Here is a 17,805-nt window from a genome sequence, read left to right on the forward strand (position 1 = left end):
CACTTCTGTTTTTCTGTGATTAATGTCATGCTTTTGCATTATGTCCTTATGCCGCGTCTGTTGTGCGGCCACTCGGAGCTTGAGCATGAAAATTAACTTCCCCTTACTGGCGTTAGCCGTCGGTGCCTTTGGTATCGGCACCACCGAGTTCTCGCCGATGGGGCTTCTGCCGGTCATCGCCAAAGGGGTGGACGTTTCCATTCCTGCCGCCGGGATGCTGATCAGTGCCTATGCGGTCGGCGTCATGGTCGGTGCGCCGTTGATGACGCTGCTGCTTTCGCATCGCGCTCGCCGAAATGCGCTGATTTTCTTAATGGCGATTTTTACTCTCGGCAACGTGCTTTCTGCCATCGCGCCGGATTACACCACGCTGCTGTTGTCGCGCATTATTACCAGCCTTAATCACGGCGCGTTCTTTGGCCTGGGTTCGGTGGTGGCGGCGAGCGTCGTGCCGAAGCACAAACAGGCGAGCGCAGTAGCCACTATGTTTATGGGGCTGACTATCGCGAATATCGGTGGTGTACCTGCCGCGACGTGGCTGGGTGAAACCATCGGCTGGCGTATGTCGTTCCTGGCCACCGCCGGGCTTGGCGTTATCGCGATTCTGGGGCTGTGGTTCTCGTTGCCGAAGGGCGGGGCAGGCGAAAGACCGGACGTGAAGCGTGAACTGTCGGTGCTGGTGCGTCCACAGGTGCTTTCAGCCCTGTTAACCACCGTGCTGGGCGCGGGCGCGATGTTTACACTCTATACCTATATTTCGCCGGTGCTGCGCACCATCACTCACGCAACTCCTGGCTTTATTACCCTGATGCTGGTGCTGATTGGCGTGGGCTTTTCTATCGGTAACTTCCTTGGCGGTAAATTTGCAGACCGCTCGGTGAGCGGGACGCTGAAAGGTTTTCTGGGGCTGCTGATGGTCATAATGCTGGCCATACCTTTCCTTGCGCAAACGCAGGTAGGCGCGGCGTTCAGTATGGTGGTCTGGGGTGCGGCAACCTTCGCGGTGGTGCCACCGTTGCAAATGCGCGTGATGCGCGTGGCTCACGAAGCGCCGGGCCTTTCTTCCTCGGTGAATATCGGGGCGTTCAACCTGGGGAACGCACTGGGTGCGGTTGCGGGTGGGGCGGTTATTTCCGGTGGTCTGGGATATAGCTTCGTACCGGTCATGGGGGCGATAGTGGCAGCCCTGGCCCTGTTGGTGGTTTTTCTGAGCGGACGTTCGCGTGGTGAAGAAGCACTGGCTCGTCAGTAAAAACAAAAACGCAGAAGGTCTCCCTTCTGCGTGATACGAGATAACCCGGCGAAGCGTTGCGATGCCGGGTTATTTTTTGCTTACGCTGCCAGATTCTTAGCAACGAATTCCCAGTTAACCAGAGCCCAGAAGTGCTCCAGATAGTTTGGACGCGCGTTGCGGTAATCGATGTAGTAAGCGTGTTCCCACACGTCAACGGTCAGCAGCGGCGTCGCGTCGGTGGTCAGCGGAGTCGCTGCGTTAGACGTAGAGACGATAGCCAGGGAGCCGTCAGCTTTCTTCACAAGCCAGGTCCAGCCAGCGCCGAAGTTTTTAACCGCGGCATCGGTGAACTGCGCTTTGAATTCAGCGAAGCTGCCGAAGGATTTGGTAATGGCTTCAGCGACTGCACCGGTTGGTTCGCCACCGGCGTTTGGTGCCAGGCAGTTCCAGTAGAAGGTGTGGTTCCAGACCTGTGCAGCGTTGTTGAACACGCCGCCTTCAGATGAACGCACGATCTCTTCCAGCGTTTTACCTTCAAACGCGGTGCCTTTGATCAGGTTGTTCAGGTTAGTGACATAGGTCTGGTGGTGTTTGCCATAGTGATACTCGAGCGTTTCCACGGAAATGTGTGGAACCAGAGCGTCTTTGGCATACGGTAATGCAGGTAATTCGAACGACATTGCTTCTCTCCTTATTATATTTGTACACTCAATAACCATGTATTGAGTAGGGATAGAGTAGCAAATTAAAAGGTGAGATAAAAGATAAGGTTACCCCGTTTATTAACAAACGGGGTAAGTGATTAACGAATTGTCTTAGGGGTAACAACACGGCGTGCGCCGACGTAGTGACGTACCCAATAATCTTCGCTCAGCGAAGTTATCTGGATGTCCTGGCCGGTACGCGGGGACTGAATAAATTTGCCGTTACCGACATACACGCCCACGTGATCGGCGGTGCCGCGGCCCTGAGTGCGGAAGAAGACCAGATCGCCACTTTCCAGCTCACCACGTTCAACCGGACGCGCATCGCGCAGGTGATACATTTCGTTGGCAGTGCGTGGAATACGGATGTTGACCAGATCTTTGTATGCGTAATAGACCAGACCGCTGCAATCAAAACCGGTACGCGGAGAGTTGCCACCCCAGCGGTATGGTTTGCCTAACTGACCCATCAGCTTATTCATTGCGGTCTTCTGTACTTTCTGAACGCGAACTTTGTGCGCGGCGGCAATGGTAGTTGGTTTGGACTCTACAGGGCTGGTGGTGCAGACCTTCTTGTGACCTTTGCGAACCTTGCAGGTCGTAGTGACGCTGGCGGTTTTAACTGCGCTGCTTTTCGCGCGGGTTTTAGCGGAGGCGGTTTTTGATTTGCTGGAAACTGGGGCCGCTTTCTTCGCGACGGCTGGCGTGGTTTTCTTCTTAGCGGAAACCGGAGTCGATTTTTTCTTAGCGTTAGATTTATTGTCCGCGTTCTTTTTCTTGCGTTCACTGCTTTTTACAGGGAGCGACTTTTGCGCCGTTGGGGTTTTGGCATGCCCTGTAGCATGCGCCAACGGCGTGAAGGATAACGATGTAAACAGCAATGCACAGAGCGTGAACGACCATTTTTTTATCTGCGCCACTGAACAACCCTCTGAGTAAGATGCAGGCTAAATGTCCTTGCCTGGGTATGGTTTACAAAACCCAACGATTCTAATCCATAAAAACACGAAATGTTAATAGTGTTTTTATAGATAAAACGTTGTTTCGTTAGCAACTGCAAAAAAAAACATCATTTGATACATAATGAGTCAAATAATGAGCAAGCTTTTCATCCACCTGCCGATAAACTCATATTTATAAAGCAACTTACCGCGTCAGACGATAAAATAGTAAAGCGTGAACAAAATGTTATTTTCTGTTCAGGGTCTGAAACGTTACAATGTCAGACTACTGCCGTAAAAAGAAGTTTGAGGAAGCAAGACAATGAGCGAGACAATTGAAAAAATTCAGCGCCAGATCGCTGAAAACCCAATCCTGCTGTACATGAAAGGTTCCCCGAAACTGCCAAGCTGCGGTTTCTCTGCCCAAGCCGTTCAGGCGCTGTCCGCCTGTGGCGAGCGCTTTGCTTACGTCGACATCCTGCAGAATCCGGACATCCGCGCTGAGCTGCCAAAGTATGCAAACTGGCCGACTTTCCCGCAGCTGTGGGTTGATGGTGAGCTGGTTGGCGGCTGTGACATCATTATCGAAATGTACCAGCGTGGCGAACTGCAGCCTCTGATTAAAGAGACCGCAGCTAAATACGCTGAAGAGCCGAAGGCAGAATAATTGCCGGGTTGGTGTAGGCCGGATTAGCGAAGCGCTATCCGGCCATCTGCACCGAATGCGGAAACAAAAAAGCGACCTTCAGGTCGCTTTTTTTATGCTGCTACTCTTCGCTCGCTATCGGCAGCGGCCAGCCACCGAGGCGCTTCCAGCGGTTGACGATTTCGCAGAACAGTATCGCGGTCTGTTCGGTGTCGTACAGCGCCGAGTGCGCCTGACTGCTGTCAAAGTCCATGCCCGCGGCGGCACAGGCTTTTGACAGTACGGTTTGCCCCAGTGCCAACCCGCTAAGTGCTGCGGTGTCGAAGGTGACAAACGGGTGGAACGGATTTCGCTTGAGCGATGCGCGATCGGCCGCGGCCATCATAAAGCTGTGGTCGAAGGTGGCATTATGCGCCACCATAATCGCGCGATTGCAGTCGCTGTCTTTAATACCCTTGCGGACCATCTTGAAGATAGCATGCAGCGCATCGTACTCGCTGACCGCGCCACGCAGGGGGTTGTTTGGATCAATACCATTGAACGCCAGCGCTTCCGGCTCGAGGTTCGCGCCCTCAAAAGGTTCAACGTGGAAATGTAACGTGTTGTCCGGCATCAGCCAGCCTTGCTCATCCATTTTCAACGTAATTGCCGCTATTTCGAGCAGGGCATCCGTTTTGGCATTGAATCCAGCAGTTTCTACATCGATAACCACGGGATAAAACCCACGAAAACGGTCGCATAGACCATTAAGTTGCACATTGTCGGACATCAGAATCTCATCACTTAGAAAAAGTAGCGCGCATTATGGCAAATTTTGCCGCGGCTTGGAAAGGCGGGGAAAAAACGGGCGCGTTAAGCACCCGTGGAGGAGTTAGTTGCCAAGGCCTTTGCCGGCATCTTTCTCTTCGATTAGTTCGATTTTATAACCGTCCGGATCTTCAACGAAGGCAATCACCGTGGTGCCACCTTTTACCGGACCGGCTTCGCGAGTTACGTTGCCGCCATTGCGACGGATACGGTCGCAGGCTTCAGCCGCGTTATCAACGCTCAGAGCAATGTGGCCGTAGGCGGTGCCCAGCTCGTATTTATCCACGCCCCAGTTGTAGGTCAGCTCAATTACCGCTTCGTCACTTTCTTCGCCATAGCCGACGAAGGCCAGTGAGTATTTGTATTCCGTATTTTCACTGGTGCGCAGCAGCTTCATGCCCAGCACCTTAGTGTAGAAATCAACGGAGCGTTGCAGGTCGCCGACGCGCAGCATGGTATGCAGTAAACGCATGTTATCCCTCGTCCTTACTTATGAATAATCTGGCTAGTATAGCGGCGGAAGCCCGCCGCTATCAATCAACGCGGGATTAAAGCGAAGGGTAGTCGGTGTAACCTTCCGCGCCGCCGCCATAGAAGCTTTCCGGGCGCTGCGGGTTCAGCTCGGCTTTATGCTGCAGACGAGCGACCAGGTCCGGGTTGGCGATGTAGTCGCGACCGAAGGCCACGGCATCGATTAACCCTTTCTCAATCAGCGCTTCCGCTTTTTCTGGCGTATAGGCGCCAGCACCGATGATTGGGCCGTGGAAACGCGCGCGGACTTTTTCGCGGAACGCTTCGCTGTAAGGTTGACCACCTGCCCAGTCTGGCTCGGACATGTGCAGATAAGCAATGCCGCGTTTGCCCAGCTCTTCAATTAAGTAGAGCGCATCGGCTTCTTCGTTTGGACCGTTGTCGACGTTCTGGAAGGTGCCAATTGGCGATACGCGGATACCGATACGATCGGCACCCCATTCTTTAATCCCGGCATCAACTACTTCCAGCACCAGGCGTGCGCGGTTTTCGACGCTGCCGCCGTACTGGTCGGTACGATGGTTAGAAGATGGCGACAGGAACTGGTGCAGCAGGTAACCGTGCGCAGAGTGCAGTTCAACCAGGTCAAAACCGGCTTCACGGGCGTTGGCGATAGCCTGACGGAAATCGTTAACGATGCCTGGGATCTCTTCGGTTTCCAGCGCGCGTGGCATAGAGGTATCCACACGAATCGCATGACCGTTCTCATCACGCAGAGAGGTACGGGTATTGGCGCTCAGCGCTGAAGGCGCAACCGGTGCTTCACCGTTTGGCTGCAGGCTGGAGTGGGAAATACGCCCGGTGTGCCACAGTTGAACGGCGATTCGGCCATCTTCAGCGTGAACGCCTGCGGTGATTTTCTGCCACGCCGCAATTTGCTCAGGGCTGTGCAGGCCTGGTGCACCCTGGTAGCCTTTTGCCTGTGCAGAAACCTGAGTCGCTTCGGTGATTATCAAACCGGAGCTTGCGCGTTGGCGATAGTATTCGGCCATGAGCGGGGTAGGGATGTCACCCGGTACAATGCTGCGCAGACGCGTCAGCGGGGCCATAAATACGCGGTTCGGGGCAGTAACCGCACCCACTTTCAGTGGGGTAAACAGTTTTTCTTGCGACATAGTGACTCCTGAGTAGACCGGTCGTCTAGTGATTAACGAAATAAAAACGCCGGGATCAGTCCGGCGCGGCAATCAGATTCCTGACGTGCGTCAGCGCGCTTTCAAGCGGCGTTGAGCTGCGGGCCATTTTCGCCTGCAGATTGGCCCCTAACCACAGCGAGTAGAGCACCTGTGCGGTGGTTTCAGCCTCACCGCTGAATTTAAGGCAGCCTTCACGGCGGCCATTTTCCAGCGCTTGTGCCAGCAGAACCATAATCTGGCTGGCACCTTTATTCATTTCTGTGCGCATATCTTCGGAAAGATCGCACACTTCTGCAGAGAGCTTAACGGTCAGACAACCGCTGATAAGTCCCTGCTGGCAAAACTGGGTGAGCGTATGCTGGTAATAGTCCAGCAGGCGGTCCCGGTAGTTTCCAGCACCTTGGGTAAAGTGCTGTACCAGACGCTGGTGGTAGTCGGCAAAATGCCGTTCCAGCATGGCGACGCCAAACGCCTCTTTTGAACGGAAATAGTGATAAAACGATCCCTTCGGCACTTCCGCCGTTTTCAGGAGTTCGCTAAGCCCCATTCCGGTAAACCCCCGGTGCATGCAAAGACGCTCGCCGGTAGCCAGAATGTGTTCACGGGTATCATGTTCAATTGATTTGCTCATGGGAGGCACTGTAATAGACCGATTGGTCTAATGCAAATGAATTTTTGAAAACGAAGGTTTGCCCGCACGATGTGGGAGAAAAGTTGCGTCGCGATGATTAAACGTCTTCAATGAGAGTATGGCGAAGTAAAAGGGGGCTAACGTGGCGGAGCAACTGGAGTTTTTCCCGGTTCAAAGTCCGTGCCGGGGAATTTGTCAGTCGGATGAGCGCGGTTTTTGCCGTGGCTGTTTTCGTAGCCGCGATGAACGCTTTAACTGGCAAAAAATGAGCGATGCGCAAAAACAGGAGGTGCTGCGGCTTTGTCGCCAGCGGCTGCTGCGTAAATTACGCGCGGGTAAAGCGCCGAATACTGAAGAACCTCAGCAGCCCTCACTGTTTTAAGCGTAAAACCAGGTATACTCAATTCAAATTATTAGTTGAGGAAGTGGTTATGGTTCAACGTATTACCCTGGCACCGCAGGGGCCAGAATTTTCACGTTTCGTCATGGGCTATTGGCGCTTGATGGAGTGGAATATGACGCCGCGCCAGCTGGTGAGCTTTATTGAAGAGCATCTGGATCTCGGGGTGACGACCGTTGACCACGCTGATATCTACGGCGGCTACGCGTGCGAGGCCGCGTTTGGTGAAGCGCTGAAGCTGGCACCGCATCTGCGCGAAAGAATGGAGATTGTCACCAAGTGTGGCATCGCCACGACGGCAAAACCGGAACACGCGCTTGGGCATTATATTACCGATCGCCATCATATTATTCATAGCGCCGAGCAATCACTGCGCAATTTGTCGACCGATGTGCTGGATCTGTTGCTGATCCATCGCCCGGACCCGCTGATGGATGCCGATGAGGTGGCAGAAGCGTTTTCTGTGCTGCATCAGAGCGGCAAAGTGCGCCATTTCGGCGTCTCTAACTTTACCCCTGCGCAGTTTACGCTGCTGCAATCGCGTCTGCCGTTTACCCTTGCCACCAACCAGGTAGAAATCTCGCCGGTGCATCAGCCGACGATTCTGGACGGTACGCTGGATCAGCTTCAGCAGCTACGCATTCGCCCGATGGCCTGGTCCTGCCTCGGCGGTGGTCGTTTGTTTAATGACGATGCATTCCAGCCGCTGCGCGATGAACTGGCGAAGGTGGCGAACGAGCTGAATGCGGGAAGTATTGAACAGGTGGTTTATGCGTGGGTGATGCGCTTGCCGTCCCAACCGCTGCCGCTGATTGGCTCCGGTAAAATCGAGCGAGTTCGCTCGGCCATCGTTGCGCAGTCGCTGGATATGACTCGCCAGCAGTGGTTCCGTATTCGTAAAGCTGCACTGGGTTACGACGTACCGTAACGTCTTAAATGCAGGCGGAAATCCCGCCTGCATCCTTTCACTCAGGCCGTTTTTTCGGTCAGCGTACCGGGAGCCGGTGCCGTTTCTAACTGCGAAAGCGAACAGTATAGCCGCCACAGAATGGAGGCCAGCTCACGTGCTGCCGGTTGATGATGGTGCGCTAGCGTGTCGCAAATGCGCTGTAGTTCCTGAAGGGTGGCGGCTAACGGTCGTTGCTGAACCCCGCGTTCGCTCATAACATCGCGTAGCAGACTGATACACATATCCCGAACCTGGGAGAGCGGGTCGGAACGGGCTTCCCAGGCGCGTAGCTGCCACACGACATGAGAGCAGTTAAGCAGAACAACACCCCAGCGTAGCAGCCAGCGGCGGGCGGGTTCATCCTGGCTTGCGCTCAGCTGGCTAACATGATGATAAACCAGCGATTCAAAATCGTGTTCGCTGTTCTCCGGGTGGCGGCTTAACTGGTCAACAAAGTGACGCCGTAACGCACGAATATGACGTCTGCTCTTTCGCGCATCTGACCCTGGCGTCAGTACGGCAAACGCCAGCCAGGCAAGGCCAACGCCGATGATTTTGGCCAGGTTATCGTTAAGAAAATCACCAAAGCTGTAGACCGGCGGATTCGTGACCGCGATAAACGACCCCATAAAGACAATAAGCGAACCCCAGAGCCTCGCCTGTTTCGGCATTTGCAGCTTGAGCAATTGCATGGTGAGCAGCAGCGGGAAGAGGAACAGCATGAACTGCCAGAGGTCGCTAATTTGCACCATCAGGCCAAATTTCACGCCAAAGCTGAAAATAGACAGCAGAATAAGCGTGCGCATCAGCAGCGTCAGCGAGCTGAACGGTGACGGAACGTTGGAATAGAGCACGCAGCAGATGGCCGCAAGGGTTAACGCTGCCGCGCCCGATTCCCATTGCGTGCTGATGCTTAGCGCACCGACGCTGACCAGCGCAAAGAAAGTACGAATACCGCTCCATGCCGCTTCGGCGTGGTCAGTGTGGCGCATCAAGGCCGGAGCGGCTGGCACGGTTAATTCCGTTACCGCCGTGGCGTTTTCCAGCCGCTGTAGCCAGTGGCTGGTGGTGAGGTAGAGACGGCAGAAATAGCGTAAACGATGCCAGAACGCGTGGTGGCGATAGTCCTGCGGGTCACTTGGCGCCAGCGGGGCGATAATCCGTGCTACGGTGTAGGCATCACAGTCGGGTTTTGCCAGTGCTTGCAATAGCGTTTCCAGCACCGGGCGAATGGTTTGCGGCGCATCCGGCCAGTTCAGCATCAGGCGACGGAGGCTTGAGATAACGCTGGTTAAACGCAGCTGTTGGTGGAGCAAATAGTTAAGCAGCGTGTTTTGCCGACGCAGCCGATAGTGGCTCCAGAACGCCTGAATACGCAGCAGGTTCATGGTCAGGATCTGGCTGATAACGCTCTGGTGTGCGGTGCGGATAGCGTCGGTCGTGACCGGTTGCCACAGCAGACTGGCGTGCTCCAGCAATCGCGCATGCATATTTTTGAGCGCCGCCAGCAGGGCGCTGCCGTCGGAGGTGCTGGGCAGGATCATCATCATCAGGCCACCGCACAGAATACCGACAATCACCTCGCATACGCGCGCCTGCGCTATCTCCCACAGTTTGGTGGCATCGACCACATTAATAATAGGAAAGGCAATGATGGCGCAGGTATAGCCGGCAAGCTGGAAAGCATAGGCGACGTTGTTGGTATACATCGCGCATGCCCAGGTACAAAACGCCAGCCAGCCAGACATAGCAAAGAGAAATAACCAGGGGTCAGTCAGGGTGTGGCCGGCAATCAGCAGCGCGGCGCAGGCACCGAGCATACTGCCGGCAATACGTCCCAGGCTCTTACTGATAACGCCACCGACGGTCGGGAAACTGACCACGGCGGCGGAGGTCATTGCCCAGTAGGGTTCATCCAGATTTAACCAGTAAGCAATGCTTAACGCCAGGCACATGGCGATGGCATTACGCATGGCATAGCGCCACTGCGGTACGGTGGCTTTAACCCAAGGCAGTGACTTCCATGTCAAGGCGGGTAGGGTCATTGCTTCCCGCCCGTGATAGAGACGGTGCAGGTGGTGCCTGCAACCAGCACGGTATCCGCAGGCTGCGCGTCTAATTCAATACGAACCGGTACGCGCTGGGCGAGGCGCACCCACGGAATAGTAGGCTTGATGTCGGCAACCAGCTTACCGTCCGTTGCCAGGCTTTGGTCATGGATGGCGCGACCGATGCTGGAGACGTGACCCTGTAACTTTCTGTCATCGCTGTACAGCACAACATCCGCACGGTCTCCTTCACGAATATGGCGCAGCTTCGTCTCTTCAAAATAACCAACGACATAGAAGGAGTGGCTATCGATCAGCGCAAAGACGGGATGCCCGACCGTTGCGTAGTTGCCAATACGGGTCGTCAGATTGGTTATCCAACCGTCTACCGGGGCCTTGACCGTCGTTTGCGCAAGCTGCCAGCGCGCGTGTTCCAGTTCTGCTTTTGCCGCATCAAAATTAGCCTGTGCGACTTTCAATGCGATATTGACGGTGTCGAGGTCTTCGGCAGAGATAAAATTCTGCGATAACCCACGGCGGCGTTCAACTTCATGGCTCGCGCGGGAGAGGTCGGACTGGGCTTTAGCGAGCTTCGCCTGGGCGTTCATCACGGCGATTTTCCATGGCGTCGGGTCTATCTGGAACAGTTCATCACCCGCTTTGACAAACTGGTTGTCCTTCACGTTAAGCGTGAGGATGCTACCGGAGACCTGCGGGGTAATATCGACCTGTTCAGCACGAATTTTGCCATCGCGCGTCCATGGCGACTGCATGTAGTAGTTCCAGACCAGCCAGCAGGCAATGATAGCCAGGGCAGCGATGAGCAGCGTAGAGAAATACTTTAATTTTTTCATTGGATTACATCACCACCAAACCAGAACCATCAGCGCAGCACAGACCATTAGCGCAAAGAGAGAAAGATCCATTAACAGCGGATGCCAGATGTCACCGGCATACATCCAATCGCGCAATAAACGGTGAATAATGAGCCAAAACAGGAAGCCGAGCAGCACGGCTTTAAATACAGGAGGAAAATAAATAGAAGCACCGACCACAAGGTCTTGTAGCGGGACTCCGGGGATGTGGAAAATCGACTTCACAAGCAGAAATCCTTTGCAATTGAAGAGTTATGGCTCGATAGTGTGTCGTGTTTTGACATAAAATCACATTATTTGAAACAGTGTAACTCAAGGATCTGGTTTGCGTGCACGTGGCAATTCATTTGTTTTGCTAATTTAAATACTGCACACTATTCTAAAATCAGTATAATAACTTAGCAAGCTAATTATAAGGAGATGAAATTGGAATCGCCATTAGGTTCTGATCTGGCACGGTTGGTGCGCATTTGGCGTGCTCTGATTGACCATCGCCTCAAACCTCTGGAACTCACGCAGACTCACTGGGTCACGCTGCATAATATTCATCAGCTACCGCCCGAACAGTCGCAAATCCAACTGGCTAAAGCGATCGGCATTGAGCAGCCATCTTTAGTTCGTACGCTCGATCAACTGGAAGAGAAAGGGCTTATTTCTCGCCAGACCTGTGCGAACGACCGTCGTGCTAAACGTATTAAGTTAACTGAGAAAGCGGAACCGCTGATCCAGGAGATGGAAGCGGTGATTAGCCACACGCGCGGTGATATCCTGGCAGGGATTTCTGCTGAAGAGCTGGAGATGTTGACCATGCTCATCCGCAAACTCGAGCAGAATATCAACGAGCTACAATCCCGCGATTGATACTCAAAAAACCCGCGAACTTCGCGGGTTTTTCAATTATTCGGCTGATTCCCAGACGACAACCCGGTTTCTTCCTGCGGCTTTTGCGCGATACATCGCTTCATCAGCACGTCTTACGCACTCTTCAACCGGCACCGAAAGATCGACGGCGGTAAACACCCCCATGCTGATAGTAATGGACTCCGGTAGCTGGGCATTACTGCTGTGAATATCATGCTGGCTGATAGCGATACGAATACGTTCCGCAATTGTGTATGCGACTTCTGGCGTGGTGTTGACCAGCAGCAGGGCAAACTCTTCGCCACCGATACGGGCGGCAACGTCATTTTGCCGCACTGAATCCTGAAGGACTTTTGCCACGAATTGAATCACTTTATCACCCTGCAGGTGGCCATATTTGTCGTTGATGCGTTTGAAGTAGTCCAGATCGCTGACAATGACCGACACCGGATGCCCATCGGCAATGGTAGGCCGCAGTGCGGTAAAGGAGTCGTAGAAGTAGCTGCGGTTGTAAAGCCGGGTTAATGGATCGCGGATGGAGTTTTGGTACGAGTTCTGATACTTCACATTGGATTGGCGATAGAGCGTGAAGACATCGCAAAAAAGGACAAAGATCAGGAACAGCGTTGAGATGGTCTCAAACAGCCGAGCCTGATACCAACTGTAGCTGGCCGTATCCTGCCCGGTCATTAGCACAAACATGGTAAAAATATAGCAGGCGCAGAAGAAGGCTCCGCTATACCAGAAAATATTGCGCAACTGTGTGACCAGCAAAATACTCAATAAGGTAATAACCCAAATGCCAATTAATATCCAACTAATGACATCTTTCCATATGTTTGTATATTTAAACGTTAAGTTGTCAATGAAATTGACGCTCAGTAATTGATTGTTACTGGAATATAACCAGGCAAATTCTATTATAATGACGCAAAATATAATTATCCCACCAAGAATGAAAGCGTGAATTTTACGAGTATGCATGTCTCGTAATTTAAACATATAAAGAATGACAGAACTCATAAAAAGCACTGCCATTAAAATGTTGCGAAATACGTAAAAAATAAGCGCGTCATTATAATTCGTATTAGTGACACCGCCGCACAGAAACCAATCGGGATAGCTCTTCAGCGTGCCCAGCATCAGCAGTGCAGAGCTGGCAAACGCGCAGGCGATTGGCATGAGGTAAAGCCGGCGTTTGTCACACAAATACTTCATGATCATAAATACGGCGATCATCGTATGGAAGACCATCAGAAACATGGTTAATGTCGGGAACAATATCGGCGCAATAGCGGGGGCGTGGCGAATAATGGTGTTCGAAAAGTGGTTCAGGACAAGTGTCCCAATCAGGGTGATGGTCAGATAAATCAAAAATCGCTGTAGCGGGAATTTTATCAGCATATATGCATCCTGTGTACACAACGCGTGGTATGCGCCGGGCATCCGGCCCTTTATACTGGAAGTATAATAGATAAACTGTCAGGAAATATTGTCCGCGCGCAAACAATACATAAGCTAAATGATTTCCATGTATTCATGTTATGAATAAGTTTGGTGAGGAAGGTGATAATGCGAGGCTCACCGGAGCGGTGAAAGGTACGCGGCCAGGCGGCCACGTACCTAGAGTAGGGTTTAACGCGGAGAAACGGTAACCTGGCTGCCGTTGCTCGCCATAACAACACGCTGGCCTGCGGAGAAGCGGGTATCACCCTGTTTCTGCACAACCATGATCGTGTTGCCGTCATCTTTACGAATTTCCAGTTCAACGCCCTGGGTTTTGTTCATCGCACCCTGGACGCCCTGACCAGCTACGCCACCGGCAACGGCACCCGCTGCGGTTGCCAGAGAACGACCGGTACCACCACCAACGGTGTTACCCAGGAAACCACCGAGAACCGCACCGCCGATCGCACCAATCACGTTGTTTTCGTCGCCGCCCTGAATTTGTACAGGACGTACGTGGACGATGGTACCGTAGGTCACGTTCTGGACCTGTTTCGCTTCGGATGCAGAGTAAACATCGCCTGACAGGCCACTGTTACTGACACACCCAGCCAGGGATAAACCAATCATTGAAACAGCCAATACGCGTAACATCATTTTTGAATCTCCAGTTCAATAAGAATTGCTCTTAAGAGCATCCGTACTAAGCAATTATATGGTATTTGATTCGAGCGGTCATATATTCCGCATTCAATAATAAAAAGAATAATCCATCATGGCTTAACCAACGTTAAACGCAAGGAAAAATCTCACTTCATCACACTGAGAAGGGCGAATGTCGTATATTGTTAAAAAGTATTATTAGTTAATAGCATTGAGTGTCACTTTATGATGGAGTGTTGACTTTACATAGATGACTAAGGATGTCATATGAAATCCGGGCGATATATTGGCGTGATGTCAGGAACCAGCCTCGATGGCGTAGATGTGGTTCTGGCGGCGATTGACGAAAGCAGGGTTGCCCAGCTTGCCAGCCTCACATGGCCCATTCCTGTTGCGCTTAAAGAGGCGGTTCTTGCTATCTGTCAGGGGCAGCCATTGACGCTTTCACAGCTGGGTCAGCTCGACAATCGGTTAGGGAATTTGTTTGCTGATGCAGTCATGGCGCTAATGAATCAGGAGCGTCTTGCGGCACACGATATTGTTGCGATTGGTTGCCATGGGCAAACGGTGTGGCATGAACCGACGGGCGAAGCGCCGCATACCATGCAAATAGGCGACAACAATATTATCGCTGCACGTACGGGCGTAAGCGTGGTTGGTGATTTTCGCCGACGCGACATAGCGCTGGGTGGGCAGGGTGCTCCGCTGGTTCCGGCATTCCACCAGGCTTTGCTGGCGCGGCCGGATGAACGTCGAATGATCCTCAATATTGGCGGTATTGCCAATCTCTCTTTACTGGTGCCGGGCATGCCGGTGCGCGGCTTCGATACGGGCCCTGGCAATATGCTGATGGACGCCTGGATCTGGCGCAGCCTGGGTAAGCCGTACGATAAAGATGCAGAGTGGGCCAACGAAGGGAAAGTCATTCTGCCTATGCTGCAGGATATGCTGAGCGACCCGTATTTTGCGGCACCTGCGCCTAAAAGCACGGGACGCGAATACTTCAACTATGGTTGGCTGGCGCAGTATCTGGCGCGCTATCCGGGTTTGCGTCCGCAGGATGTGCAGGCGACGCTTACCGAGCTTACCGCGGTCACTATCAGTGAGCAGGTGATGTTAAGCGGTGGCTGTGAGCGACTATTGGTCTGCGGTGGCGGAAGCCGTAACCCGCTGATTATGGCTCGTCTGGCAGGGCTGCTGGCCGGCACTGAAGTGGCCACGACAGACGAATACGGTATTAGCGGCGACGACATGGAAGCGCTGGCGTTCGCCTGGCTTGCCTGGCGCACTGTAGCAGGGCTTCCGGGAAATCTACCCTCGGTAACCGGCGCATCGCAAGCAACCGTACTAGGGGCGATTTTTCCCGCAAATCCCCAGCATAATCAGAGTTAACTGACATCTTCCTTTACATTGGGCCGGTAGACTTAAGCTGAACGGGAGTGTGACAATCGCTCCTTGACCAGGAATGTCGAAAGGCCCAAAACAATGAAAAAACTACTTATCGTTGCTCTCCCTTTTATGCTCGCTGGCTGCAGTGCGTACAATCAGTTTATGGAACGCATGCAGACCGACACGCTGGAATACCAGTGTGAAGAAAAACCGCTGACCGTGCACCTTAACAATCAGCGCCAACAGGTGAGCTTCATCTATGACAACCAGCAGCTGAATCTTCAGCAGGGGATCTCCGCGTCGGGCGCTCGCTATACCGACGGGATCTATGTGTTCTGGTCTAAAGGCAATGAAGCGACCGTCTACAAACGCGACCACATCGTGTTGAATAACTGCCAGTTACAAAACCCCAAGCGTTGAGATTTTCAGGCGGGCGGCGCACAATAACGCCACCCGTTGACTACTCTCTTAAACGCCATGTCTGATAACGACGATCTGCAACAAATCGCGCATCTGCGCCGTGAGTACACCCGTGGCGGCCTGCGTCGCCACGATCTTCCTGCTGAACCGTTGACCCTGTTCGAACGCTGGTTACGCCAGGCCTGTGATGCCAGACTTGCCGATCCTACGGCGATGGTGGTTGCCACGGTTGATGAAAATGGTCAGCCGTACCAGCGTATCGTTCTGTTGAAGCACTATGACGAGAAAGGGCTGGTTTTCTACACCAACCTCGGCAGCCGCAAGGCGCATCAGCTTGAGAACAATCCGCGTATCAGCCTGCTGTTCCCGTGGCATATGCTGGAGCGCCAGGTGATGGTTATCGGCAAAGCTGAACGTCTGTCGACGCTGGAAGTGGTGAAATACTTCCATAGCCGTCCTCGCGACAGCCAGATTGGCGCCTGGGTTTCCAAACAATCCAGTCGTATCTCCGCGCGCGGTATCCTCGAAAGCAAGTTTATGGAACTGAAACAGAAATTCCAGCAGGGCGAAGTTCCGCTACCGAGCTTCTGGGGTGGTTTCCGTGTCTCCATTGAGCAGATGGAGTTCTGGCAGGGCGGCGAGCACCGTCTGCACGATCGTTTTTTGTACCAGCGTGACGCGGATGCCTGGAAAATCGACCGTCTGGCACCGTAAACCCCGAAATTTGTTGTTTTAAGCGCTAGCGCTGAATGCGCCAGCGCTTTATTCTATAGAGCTTTCGCGTCTGGCGAAAAGTCGTGTACCGGCAAAGGTGCAGTCGGATATAGATGGAGAATTTGATGGCAAGCAGTAACTTGATTAAACAACTGCAAGAGCGGGGGCTAGTCGCCCAGGTAACGGACGAGGTAGCGTTAGCAGAGCGACTGGCGCAAGGCCCGATCGCGCTCTATTGCGGCTTCGATCCTACCGCTGACAGCTTGCATTTGGGGCATCTTGTTCCTTTGTTATGCCTGAAACGCTTCCAGGAGGCAGGGCATAAGCCTGTTGCACTGGTTGGCGGCGCAACCGGTCTGATTGGCGACCCAAGCTTTAAAGCGGCCGAGCGTAAACTGAATACCGAAGATACCGTGCAGGAGTGGGTGGATAAAATCCGCAAACAGGTGGCACCGTTCCTCGATTTTGACTGCGGCGACAACTCGGCTATCGCGGCCAACAACTATGATTGGTTTGGCGGCATGAACGTGCTGACCTTCCTGCGTGACATCGGTAAACACTTCTCTGTTAACCAGATGATCAACAAAGAAGCGGTGAAGCAGCGTCTGAATCGCGACGATCAGGGCATCTCTTTCACCGAGTTTTCTTACAACCTGCTGCAGGGCTATGACTTTGCCTGCCTGAACAAACTGCACGGCGTGGCGCTGCAGATTGGCGGTTCCGACCAGTGGGGTAACATCACCTCCGGTATCGACCTGACCCGTCGTCTGCACCAGAATCAGGTGTTCGGCCTGACCGTTCCACTGATCACTAAAGCAGATGGCACCAAGTTCGGTAAGACCGAAGGCGGCGCAGTCTGGCTGGATCCGAAGAAAACCAGCCCGTACAAATTCTACCAGTTCTGGATCAACACCGCGGATGCCGACGTTTATCGCTTCCTGAAGTTCTTCACCTTTATGGACATTGAAGAGATCAATGCCCTGGAAGAAGAAGACAAAAACAGCGGTAAAGCACCTCGTGCCCAGTACGTACTGGCAGAGCAGGTTACTCGTCTGGTGCATGGCGAAGAAGGTCTGGTGGCTGCAAAACGCATCACCGACAGCCTGTTCAGCGGTTCATTGAGCGCGCTGAGTGAAGCGGACTTCGAACAGCTGGCGCAGGACGGCGTGCCGATGGTTGAGATGGATAAAGGTGCTGACCTGATGCAGGCGCTGGTAGACTCCGAGCTGCAGCCGTCTCGCGGCCAGGCGCGTAAAACCATCGCCTCTAACGCGGTCACTATCAACGGTCAAAAACAGGCTGACCCGGAATACTTCTTCCAGGATAGCGATATTCTCTTCGGTCGTTACACTCTGTTACGCCGTGGTAAGAAAAATTACTGTTTGATCTGCTGGAAGTAATATTCCGAAA

20 protein-coding genes are annotated in these 17,805 nt (G+C 53.1%); 9 read left to right on the forward strand and 11 right to left on the reverse strand.

The features are described from left to right. Positions 1-85: 85 nt before the first annotated feature. Positions 86-1,252 (forward strand): MFS transporter, encoded by a 1,167-nt coding sequence (locus RDN66_RS00700; protein WP_123650428.1) that lies wholly within the window; start codon positions 86-88, stop codon positions 1,250-1,252. A gap of 80 nt (positions 1,253-1,332) precedes the next feature. On the opposite strand, the gene sodB is transcribed toward RDN66_RS00700, so the two are convergent. After that, positions 1,333-1,914 (reverse strand): superoxide dismutase [Fe], encoded by a 582-nt coding sequence (gene sodB / locus RDN66_RS00705; RefSeq protein WP_035896301.1) that lies wholly within the window; start codon positions 1,912-1,914, stop codon positions 1,333-1,335. A 122-nt stretch (positions 1,915-2,036) separates the two neighbouring features. After that, entirely contained in the window at positions 2,037-2,858 is an 822-nt protein-coding gene (locus tag RDN66_RS00710) for a C40 family peptidase (RefSeq protein ID WP_202215791.1), read from the reverse strand. Between the two features lie 343 nt (positions 2,859-3,201). Between RDN66_RS00710 and RDN66_RS00715 the strand changes: the two genes are divergently transcribed. Continuing rightward, the gene (locus RDN66_RS00715; protein WP_035896299.1) at positions 3,202-3,546 is read left to right on the forward strand and encodes a Grx4 family monothiol glutaredoxin; all 345 of its coding nucleotides are present in this window, start codon (positions 3,202-3,204) and stop codon (positions 3,544-3,546) included. 100 nt (positions 3,547-3,646) lie between these two features. On the opposite strand, the gene rnt is transcribed toward RDN66_RS00715, so the two are convergent. The 4 genes from rnt to RDN66_RS00735 form a co-directional block, all read right to left on the reverse strand. Beyond that, positions 3,647-4,294 carry a ribonuclease T gene (gene rnt / locus RDN66_RS00720; protein WP_035896298.1) on the reverse strand — a complete coding sequence of 216 codons (648 nt, stop codon included), beginning with the start codon at positions 4,292-4,294 and terminating at the stop codon, positions 3,647-3,649. A gap of 102 nt (positions 4,295-4,396) precedes the next feature. After that, positions 4,397-4,804, reverse strand: a complete 408-nt coding sequence (gene gloA / locus RDN66_RS00725) for a lactoylglutathione lyase (RefSeq protein WP_202215790.1) — start codon at positions 4,802-4,804, stop codon at positions 4,397-4,399. Positions 4,805-4,880: 76 nt separating this feature from the next. Next, positions 4,881-5,978 (reverse strand): alkene reductase, encoded by a 1,098-nt coding sequence (locus RDN66_RS00730; RefSeq protein ID WP_035896296.1) that lies wholly within the window; start codon positions 5,976-5,978, stop codon positions 4,881-4,883. A 55-nt stretch (positions 5,979-6,033) separates the two neighbouring features. Continuing rightward, complete coding sequence (locus tag RDN66_RS00735; RefSeq protein WP_035896295.1) at positions 6,034-6,630, reverse strand: TetR/AcrR family transcriptional regulator; 597 nt, start codon at positions 6,628-6,630, stop codon at positions 6,034-6,036. Positions 6,631-6,772: 142 nt separating this feature from the next. Here RDN66_RS00735 and RDN66_RS00740 point away from each other — a divergent pair, with 142 nt between their 5' ends. Both RDN66_RS00740 and RDN66_RS00745 read left to right on the forward strand, forming a co-directional pair. Continuing rightward, complete coding sequence (locus tag RDN66_RS00740) at positions 6,773-7,012, forward strand: DUF1289 domain-containing protein (protein WP_202215789.1); 240 nt, start codon at positions 6,773-6,775, stop codon at positions 7,010-7,012. Positions 7,013-7,061: 49 nt separating this feature from the next. Continuing rightward, positions 7,062-7,958 carry an aldo/keto reductase family oxidoreductase gene (locus RDN66_RS00745; protein WP_035896293.1) on the forward strand — a complete coding sequence of 299 codons (897 nt, stop codon included), beginning with the start codon at positions 7,062-7,064 and terminating at the stop codon, positions 7,956-7,958. A 41-nt stretch (positions 7,959-7,999) separates the two neighbouring features. Here the strand turns inward: RDN66_RS00745 and RDN66_RS00750 are convergent, their stop codons facing one another. The 3 genes from RDN66_RS00750 to RDN66_RS00760 are packed head-to-tail and all read right to left on the reverse strand — an operon-like array spanning position 8,000 to position 11,127. Next, a complete protein-coding gene (locus RDN66_RS00750; RefSeq protein ID WP_308537449.1) occupies positions 8,000-10,024 on the reverse strand; it encodes an FUSC family protein in 2,025 nt (674 codons plus the stop codon). Continuing rightward, entirely contained in the window at positions 10,021-10,881 is an 861-nt protein-coding gene (locus tag RDN66_RS00755; RefSeq protein WP_202215787.1) for an HlyD family secretion protein, read from the reverse strand. Before RDN66_RS00755 ends, RDN66_RS00750 begins: the two co-directional genes overlap by 4 nt. Positions 10,882-10,890: 9 nt before the next feature. Beyond that, the gene (locus RDN66_RS00760) at positions 10,891-11,127 is read right to left on the reverse strand and encodes a DUF1656 domain-containing protein (RefSeq protein WP_035896290.1); all 237 of its coding nucleotides are present in this window, start codon (positions 11,125-11,127) and stop codon (positions 10,891-10,893) included. 195 nt (positions 11,128-11,322) lie between these two features. On the opposite strand from RDN66_RS00760, the gene slyA reads away from it, so the two are divergent. Further along, positions 11,323-11,763, forward strand: coding sequence for a transcriptional regulator SlyA (gene slyA, locus RDN66_RS00765; protein WP_035896289.1), 441 nt, complete (start codon positions 11,323-11,325; stop codon positions 11,761-11,763). 36 nt (positions 11,764-11,799) lie between these two features. Here the strand turns inward: slyA and RDN66_RS00770 are convergent, their stop codons facing one another. After that, positions 11,800-13,167 (reverse strand): GGDEF domain-containing protein, encoded by a 1,368-nt coding sequence (locus RDN66_RS00770; protein WP_202215786.1) that lies wholly within the window; start codon positions 13,165-13,167, stop codon positions 11,800-11,802. 231 nt (positions 13,168-13,398) lie between these two features. Beyond that, positions 13,399-13,866 carry an outer membrane lipoprotein SlyB gene (gene slyB, locus RDN66_RS00775; protein ID WP_035896287.1) on the reverse strand — a complete coding sequence of 156 codons (468 nt, stop codon included), beginning with the start codon at positions 13,864-13,866 and terminating at the stop codon, positions 13,399-13,401. 273 nt (positions 13,867-14,139) lie between these two features. On the opposite strand from slyB, the gene anmK reads away from it, so the two are divergent. From anmK to tyrS, 4 genes are all read left to right on the forward strand, one after another. Next, a complete protein-coding gene (gene anmK / locus RDN66_RS00780; RefSeq protein ID WP_202215785.1) occupies positions 14,140-15,264 on the forward strand; it encodes an anhydro-N-acetylmuramic acid kinase in 1,125 nt (374 codons plus the stop codon). Between the two features lie 93 nt (positions 15,265-15,357). Further along, positions 15,358-15,681, forward strand: coding sequence for a C-type lysozyme inhibitor (gene mliC, locus RDN66_RS00785; protein WP_035897056.1), 324 nt, complete (start codon positions 15,358-15,360; stop codon positions 15,679-15,681). Between the two features lie 57 nt (positions 15,682-15,738). Further along, the gene (pdxH, locus tag RDN66_RS00790; RefSeq protein ID WP_202218120.1) at positions 15,739-16,395 is read left to right on the forward strand and encodes a pyridoxamine 5'-phosphate oxidase; all 657 of its coding nucleotides are present in this window, start codon (positions 15,739-15,741) and stop codon (positions 16,393-16,395) included. A gap of 125 nt (positions 16,396-16,520) precedes the next feature. After that, a complete protein-coding gene (gene tyrS, locus RDN66_RS00795; protein WP_035897053.1) occupies positions 16,521-17,795 on the forward strand; it encodes a tyrosine--tRNA ligase in 1,275 nt (424 codons plus the stop codon). Positions 17,796-17,805 lie beyond the last annotated feature (10 nt).

This window comes from uncultured Kluyvera sp., from assembly GCF_902485085.1.
In the GTDB taxonomy this organism is placed as follows: domain Bacteria; phylum Pseudomonadota; class Gammaproteobacteria; order Enterobacterales; family Enterobacteriaceae; genus Kluyvera; species Kluyvera ascorbata.